This window comes from Nocardia sp. NPDC127526 (assembly GCF_042672265.1).
Classification (GTDB): Bacteria; Actinomycetota; Actinomycetes; order Mycobacteriales; family Mycobacteriaceae; genus Nocardia.
In genome coordinates this window covers 299,245-316,803 of record NZ_JBHXVO010000005.1, presented here as the reverse complement: position 1 = coordinate 316,803, position 17,559 = coordinate 299,245, and the positions used below count along the sequence as shown (strand labels likewise).

At 67.3% G+C, this 17,559-nt stretch carries 19 protein-coding genes, 5 tRNA genes and 2 pseudogenes; 12 read left to right on the top strand and 14 right to left on the bottom strand.

Translation table 11 applies throughout. The features are described from left to right. Positions 1-6 precede the first annotated feature (6 nt). From ACFVIV_RS12535 to ACFVIV_RS12515, 5 genes are all read right to left on the bottom strand, one after another. On the bottom strand, positions 7-261 hold the full coding sequence (locus ACFVIV_RS12535) for a hypothetical protein (protein WP_379195509.1): 255 nt from the start codon (positions 259-261) through the stop codon (positions 7-9). Positions 262-385: 124 nt separating this feature from the next. Beyond that, entirely contained in the window at positions 386-1,351 is a 966-nt protein-coding gene (locus ACFVIV_RS12530) for a GlxA family transcriptional regulator (RefSeq protein ID WP_379195507.1), read from the bottom strand. Next, positions 1,348-2,349 carry a helix-turn-helix domain-containing protein gene (locus ACFVIV_RS12525; protein ID WP_379195642.1) on the bottom strand — a complete coding sequence of 334 codons (1,002 nt, stop codon included), beginning with the start codon at positions 2,347-2,349 and terminating at the stop codon, positions 1,348-1,350. The genes ACFVIV_RS12530 and ACFVIV_RS12525 overlap by 4 nt, the downstream gene beginning before the upstream one ends. Before the next feature lie 160 nt (positions 2,350-2,509). Continuing rightward, positions 2,510-2,584 (bottom strand) — tRNA-Val (locus ACFVIV_RS12520). Positions 2,585-2,601: 17 nt separating this feature from the next. Then, positions 2,602-2,674 (bottom strand) — tRNA-Gly (locus ACFVIV_RS12515). Positions 2,675-2,853: 179 nt separating this feature from the next. Here ACFVIV_RS12515 and ACFVIV_RS12510 point away from each other — a divergent pair. Genes ACFVIV_RS12510 through ACFVIV_RS12495 form a run of 4 tightly spaced genes read left to right on the top strand, consistent with a single transcriptional unit; the run spans position 2,854 to position 6,875 of the window. Then, on the top strand, positions 2,854-3,504 hold the full coding sequence (locus ACFVIV_RS12510) for a chemotaxis protein CheB (RefSeq protein ID WP_379195505.1): 651 nt from the start codon (positions 2,854-2,856) through the stop codon (positions 3,502-3,504). Continuing rightward, complete coding sequence (locus ACFVIV_RS12505; protein ID WP_379195503.1) at positions 3,501-5,327, top strand: CheR family methyltransferase; 1,827 nt, start codon at positions 3,501-3,503, stop codon at positions 5,325-5,327. Before ACFVIV_RS12510 ends, ACFVIV_RS12505 begins: the two co-directional genes overlap by 4 nt. 39 nt (positions 5,328-5,366) lie before the next feature. Next, entirely contained in the window at positions 5,367-6,257 is an 891-nt protein-coding gene (locus ACFVIV_RS12500) for a GAF and ANTAR domain-containing protein (protein ID WP_379195501.1), read from the top strand. A 39-nt stretch (positions 6,258-6,296) separates the two neighbouring features. Next, positions 6,297-6,875: a GAF and ANTAR domain-containing protein gene (locus tag ACFVIV_RS12495; protein ID WP_379195499.1), complete on the top strand. Its 579-nt coding sequence runs from the start codon at positions 6,297-6,299 to the stop codon at positions 6,873-6,875. A gap of 425 nt (positions 6,876-7,300) precedes the next feature. Here the strand turns inward: ACFVIV_RS12495 and ACFVIV_RS12490 are convergent, their stop codons facing one another. Together ACFVIV_RS12490 and ACFVIV_RS12485 are read right to left on the bottom strand one after the other, a co-directional pair. Beyond that, complete coding sequence (locus tag ACFVIV_RS12490; protein WP_379195497.1) at positions 7,301-7,462, bottom strand: hypothetical protein; 162 nt, start codon at positions 7,460-7,462, stop codon at positions 7,301-7,303. A gap of 72 nt (positions 7,463-7,534) precedes the next feature. Beyond that, positions 7,535-8,095, bottom strand: a complete 561-nt coding sequence (locus ACFVIV_RS12485) for a VanZ family protein (protein ID WP_379195495.1) — start codon at positions 8,093-8,095, stop codon at positions 7,535-7,537. Positions 8,096-8,199: 104 nt separating this feature from the next. Between ACFVIV_RS12485 and ACFVIV_RS12480 the strand changes: the two genes are divergently transcribed. Together ACFVIV_RS12480 and ACFVIV_RS12475 are read left to right on the top strand one after the other, a co-directional pair. After that, positions 8,200-8,604: a hypothetical protein gene (locus tag ACFVIV_RS12480; RefSeq protein ID WP_379195494.1), complete on the top strand. Its 405-nt coding sequence runs from the start codon at positions 8,200-8,202 to the stop codon at positions 8,602-8,604. 229 nt (positions 8,605-8,833) lie between these two features. Then, on the top strand, positions 8,834-9,607 hold the full coding sequence (locus ACFVIV_RS12475) for a hypothetical protein (RefSeq protein WP_379195492.1): 774 nt from the start codon (positions 8,834-8,836) through the stop codon (positions 9,605-9,607). A gap of 15 nt (positions 9,608-9,622) precedes the next feature. Here the strand turns inward: ACFVIV_RS12475 and ACFVIV_RS12470 are convergent, their stop codons facing one another. Both ACFVIV_RS12470 and ACFVIV_RS12465 read right to left on the bottom strand, forming a co-directional pair. Further along, entirely contained in the window at positions 9,623-10,549 is a 927-nt protein-coding gene (locus ACFVIV_RS12470) for a hypothetical protein (protein WP_379195490.1), read from the bottom strand. Then, positions 10,542-11,108 (bottom strand): hypothetical protein, encoded by a 567-nt coding sequence (locus tag ACFVIV_RS12465; protein ID WP_379195488.1) that lies wholly within the window; start codon positions 11,106-11,108, stop codon positions 10,542-10,544. Before ACFVIV_RS12465 ends, ACFVIV_RS12470 begins: the two co-directional genes overlap by 8 nt. Before the next feature lie 130 nt (positions 11,109-11,238). On the opposite strand from ACFVIV_RS12465, the gene ACFVIV_RS12460 reads away from it, so the two are divergent. Both ACFVIV_RS12460 and ACFVIV_RS12455 read left to right on the top strand, forming a co-directional pair. After that, positions 11,239-11,655, top strand: a complete 417-nt coding sequence (locus ACFVIV_RS12460) for a hypothetical protein (protein WP_379195486.1) — start codon at positions 11,239-11,241, stop codon at positions 11,653-11,655. Between the two features lie 65 nt (positions 11,656-11,720). Then, complete coding sequence (locus tag ACFVIV_RS12455) at positions 11,721-11,945, top strand: hypothetical protein (RefSeq protein ID WP_379195484.1); 225 nt, start codon at positions 11,721-11,723, stop codon at positions 11,943-11,945. 91 nt (positions 11,946-12,036) lie between these two features. Here the strand turns inward: ACFVIV_RS12455 and ACFVIV_RS12450 are convergent. After that, positions 12,037-12,687 (bottom strand): annotated as a pseudogene (locus ACFVIV_RS12450) (sigma-70 family RNA polymerase sigma factor); the annotation flags it as partial. Positions 12,688-12,852: 165 nt separating this feature from the next. On the opposite strand from ACFVIV_RS12450, the gene ACFVIV_RS12445 reads away from it, so the two are divergent. From ACFVIV_RS12445 to ACFVIV_RS12435, 3 genes are all read left to right on the top strand, one after another. Beyond that, positions 12,853-13,506, top strand: coding sequence for a TetR/AcrR family transcriptional regulator (locus ACFVIV_RS12445; RefSeq protein ID WP_379195482.1), 654 nt, complete (start codon positions 12,853-12,855; stop codon positions 13,504-13,506). 69 nt (positions 13,507-13,575) lie between these two features. Next, on the top strand, positions 13,576-15,267 hold the full coding sequence (locus ACFVIV_RS12440; RefSeq protein ID WP_379195480.1) for an alkaline phosphatase D family protein: 1,692 nt from the start codon (positions 13,576-13,578) through the stop codon (positions 15,265-15,267). A gap of 36 nt (positions 15,268-15,303) precedes the next feature. Further along, positions 15,304-15,501, top strand: a complete 198-nt coding sequence (locus ACFVIV_RS12435) for an antitoxin (protein ID WP_379195478.1) — start codon at positions 15,304-15,306, stop codon at positions 15,499-15,501. Between the two features lie 151 nt (positions 15,502-15,652). On the opposite strand, the gene ACFVIV_RS12430 is transcribed toward ACFVIV_RS12435, so the two are convergent. After that, positions 15,653-16,669: an alpha/beta hydrolase gene (locus tag ACFVIV_RS12430; RefSeq protein WP_379195640.1), complete on the bottom strand. Its 1,017-nt coding sequence runs from the start codon at positions 16,667-16,669 to the stop codon at positions 15,653-15,655. Positions 16,670-16,821: 152 nt separating this feature from the next. Between ACFVIV_RS12430 and ACFVIV_RS12425 the strand changes: the two are divergent. Next, positions 16,822-17,183, top strand: a pseudogene (locus ACFVIV_RS12425) (adenylyltransferase/cytidyltransferase family protein). 45 nt (positions 17,184-17,228) lie between these two features. On the opposite strand, the gene ACFVIV_RS12420 reads toward ACFVIV_RS12425, so the two are convergent. The 3 genes from ACFVIV_RS12420 to ACFVIV_RS12410 all read right to left on the bottom strand — a co-directional run bounded on the left by ACFVIV_RS12420 (position 17,229) and on the right by ACFVIV_RS12410 (position 17,495). After that, a tRNA-Val gene (locus ACFVIV_RS12420) sits at positions 17,229-17,303 on the bottom strand. Positions 17,304-17,328: 25 nt separating this feature from the next. Next, positions 17,329-17,399, bottom strand: a tRNA-Cys gene (locus ACFVIV_RS12415). Positions 17,400-17,422: 23 nt separating this feature from the next. Continuing rightward, positions 17,423-17,495: transfer RNA gene (locus ACFVIV_RS12410), tRNA-Gly, on the bottom strand. Positions 17,496-17,559 lie beyond the last annotated feature (64 nt).

Genomic DNA, 17,559 nt, shown 5'->3' with positions numbered 1-17,559 from the left:
TTCCCTCTACTGGGCGGCTTGTTCGATGAAGCCGGCGACGACGGCGGGCTGGGAGACGAGCGAGGCGTGCGAAGCGGTGATCTCGGACCCGTCGGCGCGCAGCGCGGCGGCGACGCCGTCCCAGCTGGTGGCGTCGGCGAACGCGCCATGCACCAGCACGATGGTCGGGGCCGTGGGTGCGGCGGCGGCCGGGACCGCGGCGATCGCGCTCGCCGCCGCCACGGCCATCGCCGCCACCAGGGCTTTTCGTTTTCCGGTCATGATCTCGCCTCTCCTCGGCTGCACCCCCTCCGCCTCACAGTTTTATTGAGGGCCAGGGAGATTCGCCCCACCGAATGCGACACGAAGACCTGAAATCCGGACAAGGCCCCGCGACGCCGGGAGGTCAGCCCGCGCTGCGCATGGCCGACCGGAAGCGCTGCTGATACTTCTTGGGCGAGATCCCCAGCCGCATGATGAAGGCCCGCCGCATGGCCTCGCTATTGCCGAATCCGGAGATCATGGCGGCCTCGGTGACCGTATGCCCGGCCTCCAGCTTGTCCCGCGCCACCGCGAAGCGCACGAAGCTCACGTACTCGGCCGGGGAGCTGTCCAGCTCGGTCCGGAACAGCCGGGTCAGATGCCGCGGGCTCACCCGCGCATGCGCCGCAAGGGATTCCACCGTGTACGGCGACACCGGATCCGACCAGATCAGATCCGCGACCTTGCTCACCAGCGGGCTGCGCGGCAGCGGCCCGGTCGCCGCCGCCGAGAACTGGGACTGCCCGCCCGCGCGCTGCATGTACACCAGCAGCGACTGGGCCACCCGGCGCGCGATATCGGCGCCGTGATCCTCTTCCACCAGGGCCAGGGCGAGATCCACGCCCGCCGCGACGCCCGCGGAGCTGTAGATGTGGCCGTCGCGCACATAGATGGCATCGGGATCGACGTCGATCTCCGGAAACCGCGCGGCGAGGTCCTTGGTGAACTTCCAGTGCGTGGTGGCCCGCCGCCCGTCCAGCAGCCCCAGCTGCGCGAGCACGAACGCGCCGCTGCAAATAGAGGTCAGCCGCCGGGTCCGCCGCGCCAGCCCGCCGGCGGCCGCCAGCAACTCCGGCGTCACGAATCGCGCGGGCGCCCACTCACTGCCGGGAATCACCACGGTGTCGAATGCCCCCGCGTCCGCCGCCGCGGCCGCGACGCCCACCGGCCCGCCGACCGAGGTCTGCACGGGCCGCCCGTCCGGGGACAGCAACACCACCTCATAGGCGGGCAGCGACTGATTGGCCTCGACGAAAACCTCTGCCGGGCCGACGAAGTCGAGCATCTTCACGCCGTCGAACAACAGCACCCCGACACGCTTGCGGGTCATTGCCCGACTCCTTCTCCGAGGCGATGCGCTTCCCGCCACTCCCGTGGCGTCATGCCGTACCGCTCGCGGAAACGCCGATGGAAGTGACTGACATTGGTGAACCCGCACGCCCGCACCACCGCCGCGATGGGCGCGTCATTGCCCGGATCGGCGAGCACCTGACCGGCGCGTTCCAGCCGCCGCCGCAGGATCCACTCGGCCAGCCCCGGCTCGTGGCCCGCGCGCGACCACCGGTAGTACAGCTGCCGCACCGAAATACTGTGCGCCGCAGCGATCCGGCGCGGATCCAGCCCCGGATCGTGCAGGTGCGCGTCGATGAACAGCCCGATGCGCAGCAGCAGCGAATCGTCCATGGCCTCGCCGCGCCGGCTGTCGCGCGCCGCCGTGGCGACCAGCGCCCGGATCAACTGCACCGTGGCCTGCCCGACCGCGAACGCCGCCTCCTCGGGCAGCTCCGTCGGCGTATTGCACAACTCCAGGAAATGCGCCCGCACCAGCGGATACACCGGACTTGACGGCAATGCGGCAGCGGCCGACCGGATGACATCGACCGGCAATCCCAGCAGCCCGGGTTCGAGGATCACCACCTTGTGATCACTGGAGGCCGACTGCCGATACGAATACGGCCGCGTCGTATCCAGCAGGCTCAGCCGGCCCGGCTCGATCACCCCCTGCCCTTCCACCGCCGTCAGCAGCCCCGATCCGCGCAGCTGCATGAACAGCGCGAACTGTTCCGGCGCCCCCTGCGCGACATGCCGGGCATTGCGCACGATGTACAGCCCGGTCCCGCTGTTGCGCAGCACATGCACCCCCGGCCCGAGGTCGTACAGATACATCCGATGCCGCCCGACCGCCTCGGTCGCATACGTCACCGCCTGCGGGCTCTCCTTGTCATTGAAGACCGCGTTCACCGCCTCGACCCGCTCGTGCGGAGCGATCAAGGCCGTGTCGTGCACGAGCATGCCGAATCCCTTGTCACCGAAACCAACCGCCACCATCACACTCCGGAGATTACGGTCGGATCTGCGCGAACACCCCGCCGCGGCGCGAGGTTTGCACGCACAGCAAACAGTGGTGCACGCACGGCGAGGCGTCCGGACGCGCACAGACCGAAACAGCGGAAGGGCCCGGTCGAAACCGGGCCCTTCCGCTGTGCTCTGGTGCGCGATACTGGGATTGAACCAGTGACCTCTTCCGTGTCAGGGAAGCGCTCTCCCGCTGAGCTAATCGCGCATGATAATCCCCCGTTGAGCGGATGACGAGATTCGAACTCGCGACCCTCACCTTGGCAAGGTGATGCGCTACCAGCTGCGCTACATCCGCATTCGCTTGCCGGGGCTCTGGGAGCCGATCGGCTTGCGGGACAGAACTTTAGCGTACAACCGGGGTGCCAATGCAAATCGGCACGTCAAGGGGCCGGGGCGGCTGATCGCGGCGCACCGGTGGCACGGTGGGGCGCTGAGCGGGAGCGCCCGGCAGGACTACGATTGGGCCGTGCCCGGATGTCTGCTGCCGCCCGCGGTGCCGTGGATTCGTCCGGCATCGCGGCGCCGACCATGAACACCGACGACGCCGCCGACAAATACAGCGTGGTCGCCATCGCGTCCTCGGCCGGGGGGATCGGCGCGCTCATCCGGGTACTCGGGGCCCTGCCCGCCACCTTGCCGATCCCCGTGTTGGTCGTGCAGCATCTCGATCCCCGCCACCGGACGATCATCGCCGAATTGCTCGGCCGCAGAACAGGACTGCGGGTCGAGTTGGCCAGGGCGGGGGTGACGGCCGAGCCGGGGACGGTGTACATCGCACCGCCGAACTACCATCTGCTGGTCGAGCCGCACGGCGTGCTGACCCTGTCCAGCAGCGAACTCGTGCATTTCGTGCGCCCCTCGGCCGATCTGCTGTTCGAATCGGTCGCCGGCGCCTACGGCGCCCGCGCCATCGCGGTGGTGCTCACCGGCACCGGCAGCGATGGCGCGATGGGAGTGAGCGCGGTGAAATCCCGAGGTGGCACAGTGATCGTGCAAGATCCCGAGGACGCGGAGTTCCGGGGAATGCCCACGGCGGCCCGGGCGACCGGGGCGGCGGATCTGGTCCTGCCGCTGGACGAGATCGCCGCGGTCGTCCGTGGTTTGGTGGAGCCGGGTGAGGTATGACCGAGTCGAAGAAGGAGATCATGTCCGAACCGAGCGAGACCGCCGACCCGGCGGCCGACGCCGCGCTGGAGGACCTGCTGGTTTTCATTCGTGATTCCCGCGGATTCGATTTCACCGGATACAAGCGCTCGTCGCTGACCCGACGCATTCGCAAGCGCATGAACGAGGTGCGAGTCGGGGATTACCTCGACTACCGGGATTTGCTCGAGAGCAATGCCGAGGAATTCCGCCATCTGTTCAACACCATCCTGATCAATGTGACGAGTTTTTTCCGGGATCTGGAATCCTGGGAGTATCTGCAGCGCGAGGTGCTGCCCGAGATCATTGCGGCCGGTGATCCGGGCGACGAGATCCGGATCTGGAGCGCCGGCTGCTCCAGCGGCGAGGAAACCTATTCGCTGGCCATCGCCCTGGCCGAGGTGCTCGGTCTCGAGGAGGCCGCACGCCGGATCAAGATCTACGGCACCGATGTCGACGAGGAGGCGCTGCGCGAGGCCCGCGCCGGCATCTACCCCGCTCGCGCGCTGGAGAAGATGTCCAAGCAGCTGCGGGACAGGTATTTCGAACCGGTGGGCGACAAGTTCGCCTTCCGCTCCGATCTGCGGCGGCGGGTCATCTTCGGCCGTCACGACATCACCCGCGACGCGCCGATTTCCCGCCTCGACCTGCTGGTGTGCCGGAATACCCTGATGTACTTCAATGTCGAGGCGCAGACGCAGATCGTGGACCGTTTCCACTTCGCGGTCCGCGAGGGCGGTTTCCTGTTTCTCGGGAAGGCCGAACTATTGGTCTCCGATGGTGAACGATTCGAGGTCACCAATATGCGCCAGCGGATTTTCCGCCGCCGGGCGGGGCAGACCGGGCCCGCGTATCTGCCCGGTCCCGCCCGGCTCGACGGCGAACTGGGGCAGGAGGTGCAAGGCTTGGTCAAGAAGCGGCAGCTCGGTGACCTGGCACTCGAGACCGCGCCGTTCGGGATGCTCGGCATCGACGCCGACGGCCGGGTCTCGATCATCAACAGCCAGATGCGCAGCCAGTTCGGCATGGCGGTGCACGATGTCGGCCGGCCACTGAGCGAACTGGAGATCTCGTATCGGCCGGTGGAATTGCGGTCCCTCATCGAGCAGGCGATCAGCGAGCACCGCGCCATCCGGATCAACTCCGCTGAACGCAAGCTGGGCCCGGAGGAGGTCCAGTACTTCGAGGTGCACATTCAGCCGCTGTGGGCCGCGGACGGGACCGGCGTCGGTGTGGCGGTCACCTTCGTCGACACCACGTTCTCCACTCGGCTCTCGATGGAAGTCAAGATCAAGCGCGAGGAGCTCGAGACCGCCTACGAGGAACTCCAGTCCACCAACGAGGAACTCGAGACCACCAACGAGGAATTGCAATCCGGCAACGAGGAACTCGAGACCATGAACGAGGAGATGCGCCTGCGCACCGACGAATTGGACGAGGCCCGAACGTTTTTGGAAGGCGTCCTCTACAGCGTCGGCGCCGGCGTGGTGGTCATCGATGGCGATCTGCGCGTACGCAGCTGGAACCGGGGCGCCGAGGAGCTGTGGGGATTGCGTTCCGAGGAGGTGCAGAACGAGAGCTTCTTCACGCTGGATTTCGGCTTGCCGACCGAGCTGATCCACGAAAGCCTGCAACAGTGCCTGAAAACCGGCAGACGCGTTGGGCCGCTGGATATTCCGGCGCGGAATCGGCTCGGGCGGCCGATCGTCTGCTCGATCGTCTGCTCGCCGCTGGACGGGAGCCGGGACGGCGTGGTGCTGCTGATGGAGGAGTCCACGGCGAGCCCGGACGCGCGTATGGACTGATTGACCGCGCTACCGGGCTGGTGAGCGTACCCTTTTTACGTGCCGAGCGACCCGGACTATCCGGCCTTGATCGTCCGCGAATGGCAGGAGTACAGCGCCGAACGCGAACGCGCCGCACGGGCGGCAGCCATTGCTACAAGGTTCGAAATGCAGTCCACGCAGGCCCCGTTGAGCCTGCAACCGCTCCGCGAGCGCATGGCCGAACTGTATCGGGGCATCGAGGAGCGCCACCTGTCCTGCGCGCGGCTGCACCAGAACTACGCGCGCCGTTTGCAGCGCTGGCTGACCGGCAGCCGTGCGACCTCGCGCCCGGTGTTCATGTCGGCCGTCGCCGCTCAACTCGGCGTGGACGGCGCAGCGATCACCCTGTTCGGCCCCGAACGGGAGGAACTGCTGGTGGCGGCCTCGGACAGTACCGCCCGCACGGCCCACGACCTGGAGCTGACCATGGAGGAGGGGCCGGCGCGAGATGTGCTGAACGGCAACGACCTCGTGCTGGCCCACCCCGACGAGCTGCCGGTGCGCTGGCCGCACTTCGGCCCGGCCCTGACCAATCTCGGTGTGCGCGCCGTGCTCGCGGTGCCGCTGCGCTCGTCGGGTCTGCTCGGCGCCATGTGCGCCTATGCCAGCCGCACCGAGTTGCACCGCGAGATCGCGCCGACGGCCGGCCAGGTGGCCGATGTGCTGACCAATGCGGTGTTGCTCGCTCCGAGCCCCGCCGATTCCGATGGTCTCGGCCTCGGCGGCGCGCTGTTCGAGGAGGCCGACTATCTGTCGAATGTGCACCAAGCGGTCGGCAAGGTGGCGGTGCAGTGCGGGTGCGACGTCGACTCGGCGTGGGCGCTGCTGCGGGCGCGTGCCTTCGCCAGCGGAATATCGGTCGAGGAGCTGGCTCGCCAAGTCGTTTCCGGAGGTCACCAATTGTGCTGATACACAGGGCTGTTCATGCTCGATAACGTAGCAGCCGGGATGTCGGAGCTGGCAGCGCTGCTGCTCGCCGGAGACGATGTCACCGAATCTTTGCGCGCGATACCCGATATCGTGTCCCGCATGCTGCCCGGGCAGCCGCTGGTCCGGGTCGTCGTCCCCGGCCCCGGTGGCACCGGCGTCGACGAATCCTCTGGGGCCGAAGCGGTTTCCGTTCCGGGATTCCGCTCCATCTGTGTGCTGCCGCTCGCGGTGAACAACCGGCAGGTCGGTACTCTCGCGCTCTATGCCACTCGCCGCGCCGGGATCAGCGACGAGACCCGGCACGCGGCGACCTTGACCGCCGACTACATCGGCGTGCTGCTGGATGTGGCGCGCGGCGCCGCACGGCGGGCGAAGCTGACCACCCAGCTGCGCGCGACGCTGGCCTCACGCTCCACCATCGACCAAGCGCTCGGCATTGTCATGGGCCAGCAACGATGCACCCGGGCGGCCGCGTTCGACCGGTTGCGCGAGATCTCGATGCGGCGCAATATCAAGATCTCCGCGCTGTCCGCGGAGATCATCGAACAGGTCACCGGCGCGAAGCCGGTCGAACCGCATTTCGTGGAGCCCGGATAGCGTGCCGGGCAAGGTGTCCAGGCATATGAGCTTGTCGCAATCGGTCTCGGTGAGGCCCGCCACCGCCCGCTCGGTGGCCAGTGGCGCGGCGAGCACGACCCGGATCGCGCCGAGGTCGTAGGCATGATGGCAGACGGCGCGGGCCGTGGCCGGATCGTCGAGCACATCGGCGATGACGACCACGGTGCACCGGGCCACCGGGCTCGGACCACGACCGTGCCCGGATCCCGGGGCGTCGGCGATGTACAGGGGTACATCGAGGGTCTCGGCGACTTCGCGGGCCACCTCGACACCGCCCGGCGGAATGGCGAGCATCGCCACATCGGGCCCGCGGAAGGCGCGCAGTCGATCGACCAGTCGGCGACCTGCCTCCCGGCGATCACGAAACAACATGAGCGTGCCCCCGTGGTCTCGGCTTCGCAGGTTCACCTGTCGCGAAAGATGGCGTTTCGCAACGCATTCAGCCGCAGTTCGGCGAAGAGCAGACGCCGGGTGAGGTAGTTGCCCAGTGCGGCGATCACCGGTGTGCCGGGTAGGCGCGCACGCCCGGCGCGCGGGGGCGGGATGTGCAGAAAGGCGTCGACCATGGCGGTCTCCTGAGTCGCTCGGGTGGCTCCGGAGCCGCGCTTCGGGACTCGAGGGAGAACGTAGTACGAAGGTTACGCTCGTCGAACCGTCGGAGACAGCGGAACTTTCGCATTCCGAAGGGTATGAACAGTCGAGAGGAACGCGCCGATTCCCGCACCGGCGGCATTCATCAGCACATCGTCGATCGACGAATACCGTCCCAGGTCGAAGACGTACTGCGCGGTCTCGAGCGCGGCGGACAGCGCGGCGCCGACCGCGAACATGCGGAAGACACCCGCGAACCACGGAAAACGCAGCGGCAGACAGAAGCCCAGGGGGATGAAGAGAATCGTGTTGGCGACGATCTGCACCACGGTATTGGTCGACGCCTCCATCACCGTGGCGATCAAATCCCGGAACGGAACCAGGATCACCTTCCGCTCGCCATGTGCGGGGGTGAGGATCATCCATATCCACGGCAAGGTCCCCAGCAGTATCCCCGCCTCCGCGATCGACCATCGCAACGCTTCGCCGGGAGTCCGCCCGCGCCGCATCCGCATCCGTGCCAGACCCGCCGCCCCGAACGCGACGACCGGCACCGCGATCGCCCACACCACGAGCACGTCCCCCCACGATTCCCACACCTGCCGCATCAGCCCACAGTAACCGCGCCCCGAGACCGGCAGCCGCCGTCATTTCCGGGGTCCTCGCCACCCGGACCGCCCGCGCACGCCGGCGGTCCGGTAATTTCCCGCATGTGAGCACCGATTACGACACGATCGTCGACGAGATCCGCACGCTCCACAACGACCTGGCGCTATGGCTGGGCACCGCCGGCGCCACGGCGGCCCTGGACCGGTTCCTGACCCAGCAGCACCCCGACTTCTCCATGGTCACCCAAACCGGAATGGTGGTGGCCCGCGAGCCGCTGGCCGCGGGCCTGCAAGGCGCCGGCAACTCGACCCCCGGGCTCACCATCGACATCCTCGACATCGAAATCCTGCACCATTCGCCGGATTCCACCGTGGCCCGCTTCAAGGAAGTGCACCACCACCCCTCCGGCCCCCGCGCCCGGCTCACCACCGCCCTTCTGCTGGCCGATCCGGAGGCCCGCAACGGCCTGCGCTGGCGCACCGTCCACGAAACCGCGGTGGCGCGCTGACCTTGCGGCTCAGGAACGAGCGGCCTCCCGGGTGGCGGTGGCCCGGATGTCCCTGCGCCGGGAGCGGGGAAACCGGCAGCCGGGCAGCGGGTTCCGGTTAGGATCGGGGGCACGACATGATCACCGCGTGGGGTGCTCGGGCCGCATGTCGGTAGCGGTGTTCGGCGCTCAGGAAGAGATTTCCGCCATGACCACCAGACGCACTGTCACTGTATTGTCCGCTCTACCAGTGATTTTGGCCGCAGGTCAGGGGGTGGCGACGGGGGAGCCCGTTGCCGAACCGCAGCCGCTGCGGGCCGGGACGACCATTATCGAAGTGCCCGCGTGGGTGGATGCCCGCACTCGGGAGAAGGCCCAGGCGTATCTCGATGTCGCCGAATGGCAGATCGCCAGCGCCTACGACAGCATCGGGTTCTCGCGGGAGGAGTCCGATCGGCGGGCCGCCTCGACGGTGATCGGCGGGGGTATCGGTGCGGTGGTCGGCACCCTCGCCGGGGGGACCTTCGCGGTCGAGGGGTGTCTCAAAGGGATGGCGGTGGGCGGCATTATCGGCGGCGCGGCGGCCGGGGCGCCCAGTGCGGGCATCGGCGTTCCGCTGGGGGCGGCGATCGGCGGGACCGTGGGATGCATGGTGGGCGGCGTCGTCGAGGGCGTGCCCGCCGCCGCCCTGGGGGCCGCAATCGGTGCGTCCGTGGGCGGCACGGCCGGTGGGGCGCTGGGCAGCGGGGTCGATGTGGAGCAGCCCGCGCCGCCACCGCCGCTGATCGAGGTGACTGCGCCGGCGCCGAATTCGCAGCCCGCGGTGGGGATTCCGGGGGCCGATCTCGGCGCGGCGGTGCACGAGACCGCGGCTACCGTTGCCGCGATCAGTCCCGAAGCCGGTGCGGCGGTTACCTCTTTGCGGGCCGCGATCGCCGCGATGCCGCCGTTGGATCCCGAGATTCTCGGTCCGCTCGCCGCGCCGATGAATGATCTGGTGACCACACTGGGTGCGGGGCTCTGACGGGCGGCCGCGGTGTCAGCAGTAGACCGGTGGTGGTGGCGTCTCCGGGTCGTAGCGTGAGAATTCGAGTCGCACGGCGCCGGGGCCGGTGCGCGGCAACACCATTGCGGTGCCCTGTGCGCTGGTCCACCCGCGCGGGACGATCACATACGCGTGGCTGGTGCTCATGGCCAGGACCAGGCCGTCATAGCGGTAGCGGTAGGCCGAATTCGGATCGACGCAGGTCGTGCGGCGCACGCCCGCGGAGTTGAGTTCGAGTTCCTTTTCCGAATACAGCGTCAGCCCCGGAGCGGCGGGAATCGAGTTCTCGAAAATAATCGCGCGGCCCTTGCCGACGGCCAGCGAGTACGCCGTCGCGCCCCAGAAGAAGCTGCCGGCGATGAGAGTGACGACCAGCGTCCATTCCAGCGGCGTCGTGGTCGGCGGCCGGTCGGGGGATCCGGCCGAGAGCTGGCGGCGGCGCGCTCGAACAGCGGTCCACAGCAGGAGCAATCCGGAGATCACGCAGAGCGGGGCGACACCGAGACCGCGATTGAACACCGTCTCGAATTGCAGCTGCGACAAACCATTGAGCAGCAGCACACCGCCCACCGCGGCGCAGCCGAGCACCAGCCATTTCGGGGGCTGTTCCTCGCGATACCGCCGCGGCAGCGCCACCCGGCCCCACGTGAGGGCCAACGCGATGGTGGCGACGGTCGCGACCGGAATGAACAAGCCGTCGGCGCTGCGCATGACGTAATCGGTGGTGTTGAATCCGAGGGAGGCGGAATCCACGCCGATATGGGCGCAGAATCCGCGCGCGTGGAAATAGCCCCAGTAGTAGAGCAATCCGGCCAGCAGCGTCGCGGGCGCGACGAACTGCGCGATCAGTTGTGCGACCTGCGACAGGTCGGCGAACGAGGAACGCCTGCTCGCCGGCTGGTCCGGCGGGTCCTCAGCCACCGGAACCCGTGGTGGTCGTCGCGGGTGGCTCGGTGGTCGTCGGCGGTGCGGTGGTCGACGTCTCCGGAGTCGTGGTGTCGATTACTTCCTCGGGTTCGCATTTCTTGGTGTAGATGTACAGCGTCTCACCGGAATTGAGGTATGCCCGCGGACCTTCACCGGCCGACGGCAATTCCTTGCTCATCCCGACATAGGCGAGGTAGGGCGCGGGATCCGGATCATCGGGAGTGGGTTTGCACGTCGGGGTCGGCGCACTGGCCACGCTCTGAGTTTCGATCCGCACGCAGTCGCCGGGCAGCTCCTCCGCCTTGCAACTCTTCGCGATATTGCCGCTCACCACCTGGATCACGAATTCGACCGGGTCGCCGGTATCGAACAGCGTCTCACCCAGATCGATCGGAATCCCTTTGGCGCTCCCGCCCTTGTTGCCCTCGGTGAGCGGAATCCCCCTGCCGGTGTCACCCGATGAGTCCTCGGTCCGCGGCGGCGAGGCGTTATCGCAACTCGCGAGCAGGATCAGCGCCGCGAGAGCGGCGAGGACCCGTGTCATTGTTCTCATACGAGCTCCCCATACGGTCACCCCGACCCGAGAGGTAATAGCTGATTGTTCCTGATCAGGCCGTATTTTGCAGCTGATTTCCGCGCAAATTCGGATTACGATCGGATCGCCGTATGGGATCATGGGCCGGGTGAGCGGGAGATTCCTCAACATCGATGTCGACGTCCACGCGGACACGGATTTGTCCGAGCTGCAGGCGGAACTCGGGGACGATATCAACGTCCTGTACTGCGGTGCGGACGAGCCGCGCGGGTTCCGGCTGTCCTTCGAATGGAACGAGGCCGTCGGCGACGTGACACCGGACGAGGTCGCGCGCGGTTTGTGCGCGGTCGTCGAGCGATTGCCGGTGCGCGGCCGCGAATTGTGGGACGCCGCCGCCGATCGGGTCTTCGATATCGGGTTCGAGGCGGAATCGGGCCGGGAGACCGGGCAGGCCCTGCTGCAGCCCGGCACGCTGGTGCGGATCGGTGAACTCGGCGCACGCCTGGCATGCTCGATCTACACCCTCGACCTCACCGAAGCATCGCCATCTGGCGTGAATCAGTGAACAAGCGTACTCTCACTACTCGTTGATCAAGGAGTACTTGACACGCTGAAGAGGGGCGATCAGGCATGAAGTCGCAGTATTCGAGTGAACGATCGTTCCTCGGTGAACTCGCTCGTGAACTGTCCCGCGTCGGCCGCCGCAGCGGTCGCCGGCTCTCCCGCGTCGGCAGTGATGCCGCCTATCAGACGGCCGTCGAAGTCCAGGAACTGCTGACGGAGAGCAGGCATCTGGTGCTCGGCGCCATTCGCGCGAAGGCCGACGAACTGGGCGTGCGCGCCCGGCGGCTCTGACGAATCCTCAACGGTAGGAGCAGTTTCGGCTCGGCGGGACCGGAGGCTGCGATTCTCCGTGCGCCGGCGCTTGTGTGCAGCGCAGCCGGTCGAGACTGCTGCCGTTCCCGGCCGTGACGACCTGCGGCGCGAGCACGTCGAGCAGGCGCCGCGGGTCGCCGGTTTCCAGTGCGCGCCGGAATGATTCGAGCACCGCGCGGGTCCGGATGGGGGAGACCTCGGCGCGCGGACGGCGGGTCTGGACGTGCCGGCGCGCCCGGTGCGCGATCTGGCGGACGGCCTCGGGGGACTTGCGAATGGCGGCGCCGATCTCGTCGCAGCCGACGTCGAACACCTCGCGCAGGATGAATACGGCCCGCTCGGTCGGCGACAGGGTCTCGAGCACGACCAGCAGCGCCATCGACACGCTCTCCGCACGCTCGACGTCCTCGGCCACATCCGGCGCGGTGAGCAGCGGTTCGGGCAGCCATGAGCCGACGTACTCCTCATTGCGGCGCTGCTTGCTGCGCAACCTGTTGAGCGACAACTGAGTTGCGGCCCGCGCCAGGTACGCGCGCTGATTGCGCACCCGGCTCAGGTCGACCCCGATCCAGCGCAGCCAGGTCTCCTGCACCACGTCCTCGGCGTCGGCCGCGGAGCCGAGGATCTCGCAGGCCACCGTGAACAGCAGGTTGCGGTGGGCGAGGAAGGCCGCGGTGGCGGGGGCGGTGGCATGGTCGTGCCTTGTTGCGTCGTCGCGCATTGTCGAGCCGTTCTCCTTCGTGGCCGACCTGGGACAACTCAGGTTCGGCTATGCAGTTATTGCACACGTGTGCAGTGACTGCATGAATGTATACTCACGAATCGGGGGCGGCGTCAAGACGACGAACCCGGCCGCGAACAGCCGATCAGAGGAGCAACAGCCACGATGACCAAGGACGACCCGACCCGCTCGGGCGGCCGTGAAGCTCAACGCCGGCGCACCCGCAAAGCCATCATCGAAGCCGCGATCAAACTCAGCGAGACCGGCGCATCGCCGTCGATCGACGAGATCGCCGCTGCCGCCGATGTCTCCCGCCGCACCGTCTACACCTACTTCCCGACCCTCGACCAGCTCCTGATCGATGCCACCGCGGGCGCGCTCATCGAACCGCCGGTCGAAGCGGTGCTCGCCGATCCGTCTCTGGCGGGCGACGCGGCCGGCCGGGTGGACGCCCTCCTCAGGACGCTGCTCCGCTACTCCCCGCAGTCACTTCCGTTGGGCCGCAGAATGATCCGACTGACCATGGACCCGCAGGACCTGGACCCGAACGCACCCGTGACGCCGCGCCGCGGCCACCGCCGTCTGGAGTGGATCGAGCAAGCCTGCGAGCCCCTGCGCGCCACCTTGACCGAGCCGGAGTATCAGCGCCTGATCTCGGCGCTGAGCATCTTCGGCTGGGAAGCCCAGATCGCCCTCCGCGATATTCGCGGCCTCGACGCCGAGGCCGAGGAGGATGTCATCACCTGGGCGGCGCGTGTGCTGGTGGAGGCCGCGATCAAGGAGAGCGACGCAAACACGGTGCGCGACAGCGCAATTTGATCATGCGCGGGCGGGTGCGCCGCGCGATACCGATTCGCGAAGCAGCCCGGCGAAGTACCGTCGATCGGTATGGCGGAACTGGTTCTCGGTCCGGTGTTGCGGCATGTCGACGCGACCTCGGCGACCGTCTGGGTGGAAACCGACAGTGCGTGCGAAGTGGATGTGCTCGGCTGCCGGGCGCGCACCTTCCAGGTGGGGGAGTTGCACTTCGCGCTGGTGATCGTCGACGGGCTCGAGACCGGTGCGTCGATTCCCTACGAGGTGCGCCTCGATGGCGAAATCGTCTGGCCGGAACCGGAATCGGCGTTCCCGCCGAGCCGTATTCGCACCCGGCCGGTCGAAAGCCTGCTGTTCGGCTCCTGCCGTGCGGCCAAAGCCACGCCGGGCGCGCTGGAATCGGACAAGGTCGGCCCCGATGCGTTGGACGCCTACGCCATCCGAATGAGCCGATTGCCGGACAGCGAATGGCCCGACGCGCTCCTGCTGCTCGGCGACCAGGTGTACGCCGACCAGCCGACCCCGCAACTGCGCGCCTGGCTGACCGCGCGGCGCGCCGGCGAAGAACCCGAGGACGAAGTTGTCTCGTTCCGCGAATACGCCGAGCTCTACCACGAGTCCTGGTCGGACCCGGAGATCCGCTGGCTCATGTCCACCGTCCCCACCTCGATGATCTTCGACGACCACGACATTCGCGACGACTGGAACACCTCCCGCACCTGGCGCCGCCAGATGGCCGAAAAGCCCTGGTGGCGCAGGCGCATTCGCGCCGGGCTCGCGTCCTACTGGGTGTACCAGCACATCGGAAACCTGGATCCGGCCGAGCTCCAGAGCAATTCACTCTTCCGCGAGGTCACCGAATCGGAGAAGGACGTCCAAGACCTCCTGGAGGACTTCGCCGAACAGGCCGACCAGGAAGTCGACGGCCGCAAGCCGACCCGATGGAGCTACCGCCGCGACTTCGGCCGAATCCGCCTGCTGGTCATAGACACCCGCAGCGGCCGCATCCTCGACGGGCAGCGCCTCATGGTCGGCGACGACGAATTCACCTGGATCGAACAGAACGCCGCCGGCGACTACGACCACCTCCTGATCGGCTCCTCCCTCCCATGGCTGATGCCCCCCGTGGTCAGCCACATCCAATCCCTCAACGAGCGCGCCGCCGGCCTCCCCGGCTGGCGCGGCCGACTGGGCGAAAGTCTCAGGCAGGCAGCCGATCTAGAACATTGGCCCGCCTTCCGAGGCTCCTTCCACCGCCTGGCCGCCCTCATCCACCGCCTGGCCGCCGCCCCCGCAGCGCCCGGCACGATCTGCGTCCTCTCCGGCGATGTACACCACAGCTACGCCGTCCGCGCCGACTACCCCATTCCCACGAAATCCAAAGTCCTCCAACTGGTCTGCTCACCCGTCCACAACGACCCGCCCAAACGCTTCCACCTCCTCTTCACCCTCTTGTGGGCACCCCCACTGGCCCGCCTCCTCCGCCGCCTGGCAACCCTCCGCGGCATCCCACCCGACCCGATCCGCTGGCACAAAGCCAGCGGCCCCCACTTCGGAAACTCCATAGCCACCCTTCGCTTCACCGCCCGCTCCGCCCACTTCACCCTCGAAACAGCCCACCCCCACTCCGGCCTCCACCCCGTCACCCACCTCCCCCTCACCCCCTCATTGACCCCAGGAAATTCAGCGTCCGCCGTGGCCGAAGCCGAATGGTGGCGAACGTCCCTCCCCAAGTTCCCCAGCAGTAGGCAACCCCCGAGCTAGCCTGTCCTCGCACAAGATTCGAGACGGGAGCACCACATGGGCCTATTCGACAACCTCAAAGACGCCGCAGGCAAAGCCGCCGACCTGGCATCCCAACACGCCGACAAACTCGACCCCCTGGTGGACAAGGCCGGCGACCTGCTGGACGAGCGCACCGAGGGCAAATACGCCGAACACGTAGACCGAGCCCAAGACGCAGTCAAAAAGGCCCTCCACGAACAGTCCACCCGGTAACAGCTCCTCGCCGGATCTGAAACATCGTCGACCGGGGACTGGTGGCGACCCCTTCCCGGGCTTCGCCGCCACCAGTTCCCGGTCGATGCCGTTTCACATGGGTCGGCGGGGCCCGATTGTCGAACGCGCCGTGCTGGTCGCCGTCGACGAGTTACGCGGGTACTCCGAGTCCTTCGGCGAGCATCGGCCAGGATTTGTAGAACGCGTCGCGCCAGTAGCCCCAGGAATGGGTGCCCGCCGGTGCGTAATCGAAGGTGGCCGGGATCTGCAGTTGGTCGAGGCGGTCCTGGAGGTTACGGGTGCACCAGCCGGTGGCGGCCTCGATGACGCCGCCGACGAGCAGCTGGTTGGCGAGGCCGTAGGGGCCGGGCAGGGCGTAGTCGCCGTCGAGGGTGTCCCACTGGCCGGGCACGCCGTTGCCGGTGGACACGAACAGCCTTGTGCCACGCAGGGCTTCGGCATTGACAACCGGATCGTTCGCGACCCACGCCGGATCGTCGTCCTCGCCATACATGTTGCGGACGTCACCGCCGCCATAGGTCTCGACCACAAGTTTGGTGAACTGCTTGCCGGCCGGATCCGAGATCTGCGCGCATCCGCTGTATCCGGCGACGGTCCGATAGAAGCCGGGCTTGGCTTCGGCCATCTGCAGCACAGCGGTGGCTGTCATCGAATTCGCGGCAATCGCATTGATCCCGTTGGTGCCCAACGCTTCATCGATCAGCGGCGGCAGCTCCCCCAGAAAGAACGTCCGCCACTTGTTGCGCCCCATCGCAGGGTCGTCATTCCGCCAATCGGTGTAGTAGGCGAACGCGCCGCCGATCGGCATCACAACATTGACATCCTTGGTGGCCAGGAACTCTCCGACATCGGTCTTGGCCCACCAGGTCGCCGCATCCGTCCCGCCCCCTGCGCCGTTGACGAGGTACAGCACCGGCCGAGGCGCAGACGCATCGCTGGGCCGCTGCACCTTGACCGTGACGTTCCTGCCCATCGCAGCGGAGTAGACCTGCAGCGTCAGATTGCGGCCGTCAATCGTCCCGGAAGCGATCTTCGACCCGTTCGGTGCGACCGGGTCCGCAAGCAGCTTCTTGGACTCGATAATCGGATCACCGGTGTCCGCCAAGCCATTTCCCGCACCGAAAGCCGCGCCAAACGCCGCGAACATCACGCCGGTAACCACGAATGACAATGCCCGCCTGAGCGATTGGCGTCTCAACCTGCCCCCAAATCCGATCCATCCGCGGATCCACCACCGCAACCAACGACACTAACGCAATCTGGACAGTTGATCGAACGGCCTACACTAGCCTCCGTCGCATGTCCAGAGCGCTGTGCGCCGGCTCTTTCGACCCGGTGACCAATGGCCATATCAACGTGTTCGAGCGGGCGGCAGCCCAGTTCGACGAGCTCGTGGTCACGGTCATGGTCGCGAGCAGGAGATCACCGCGATCGTGAAGGGGCTGCGCGACGGCGACGCCGACTACGAGCTGCCCATGGCACAGCTGCACCGCACGCTCACCGGCATGGACACCTACTTCTTCGCCAGCGACCCGGCCTACGGGTCCTTGTCCAGCTCGTTGGTCAAGGAGCTCGCCGCGCGGGGTGGTGATGTGATCGACCTGCTGCCGGTGGCTGCGCATCGCAGGCTACTGACGCGGCTGGCGGAAAGTAGGTCATGACAGCAGAAAGGCCCGGTGGAAACCGGGCCTGATCTGGGCTTTCTCTGGTGCGCGATACTGGGATTGAACCAGTGACCTCTTCCGTGTCAGGGAAGCGCTCTCCCGCTGAGCTAATCGCGCGGGTTTGTTCTCTTCAATGAAGAAGAGGCGGCGACGGGAATCGAACCCGTGTGCACGGCTTTGCAGGCCGTTGCCTCACCACTCGGCCACACCGCCAAGCAGGCCGTGTTGGCCTCTCGAGCGGATGACGGGATTCGAACCCGCGACCCTCACCTTGGCAAGGTGATGCGCTACCAGCTGCGCTACATCCGCATTTCGTCCCGGGGGCCTCTCGGCTGGTCCCGCTGACGAGAGAGAACATTAGCCGACTATCTGC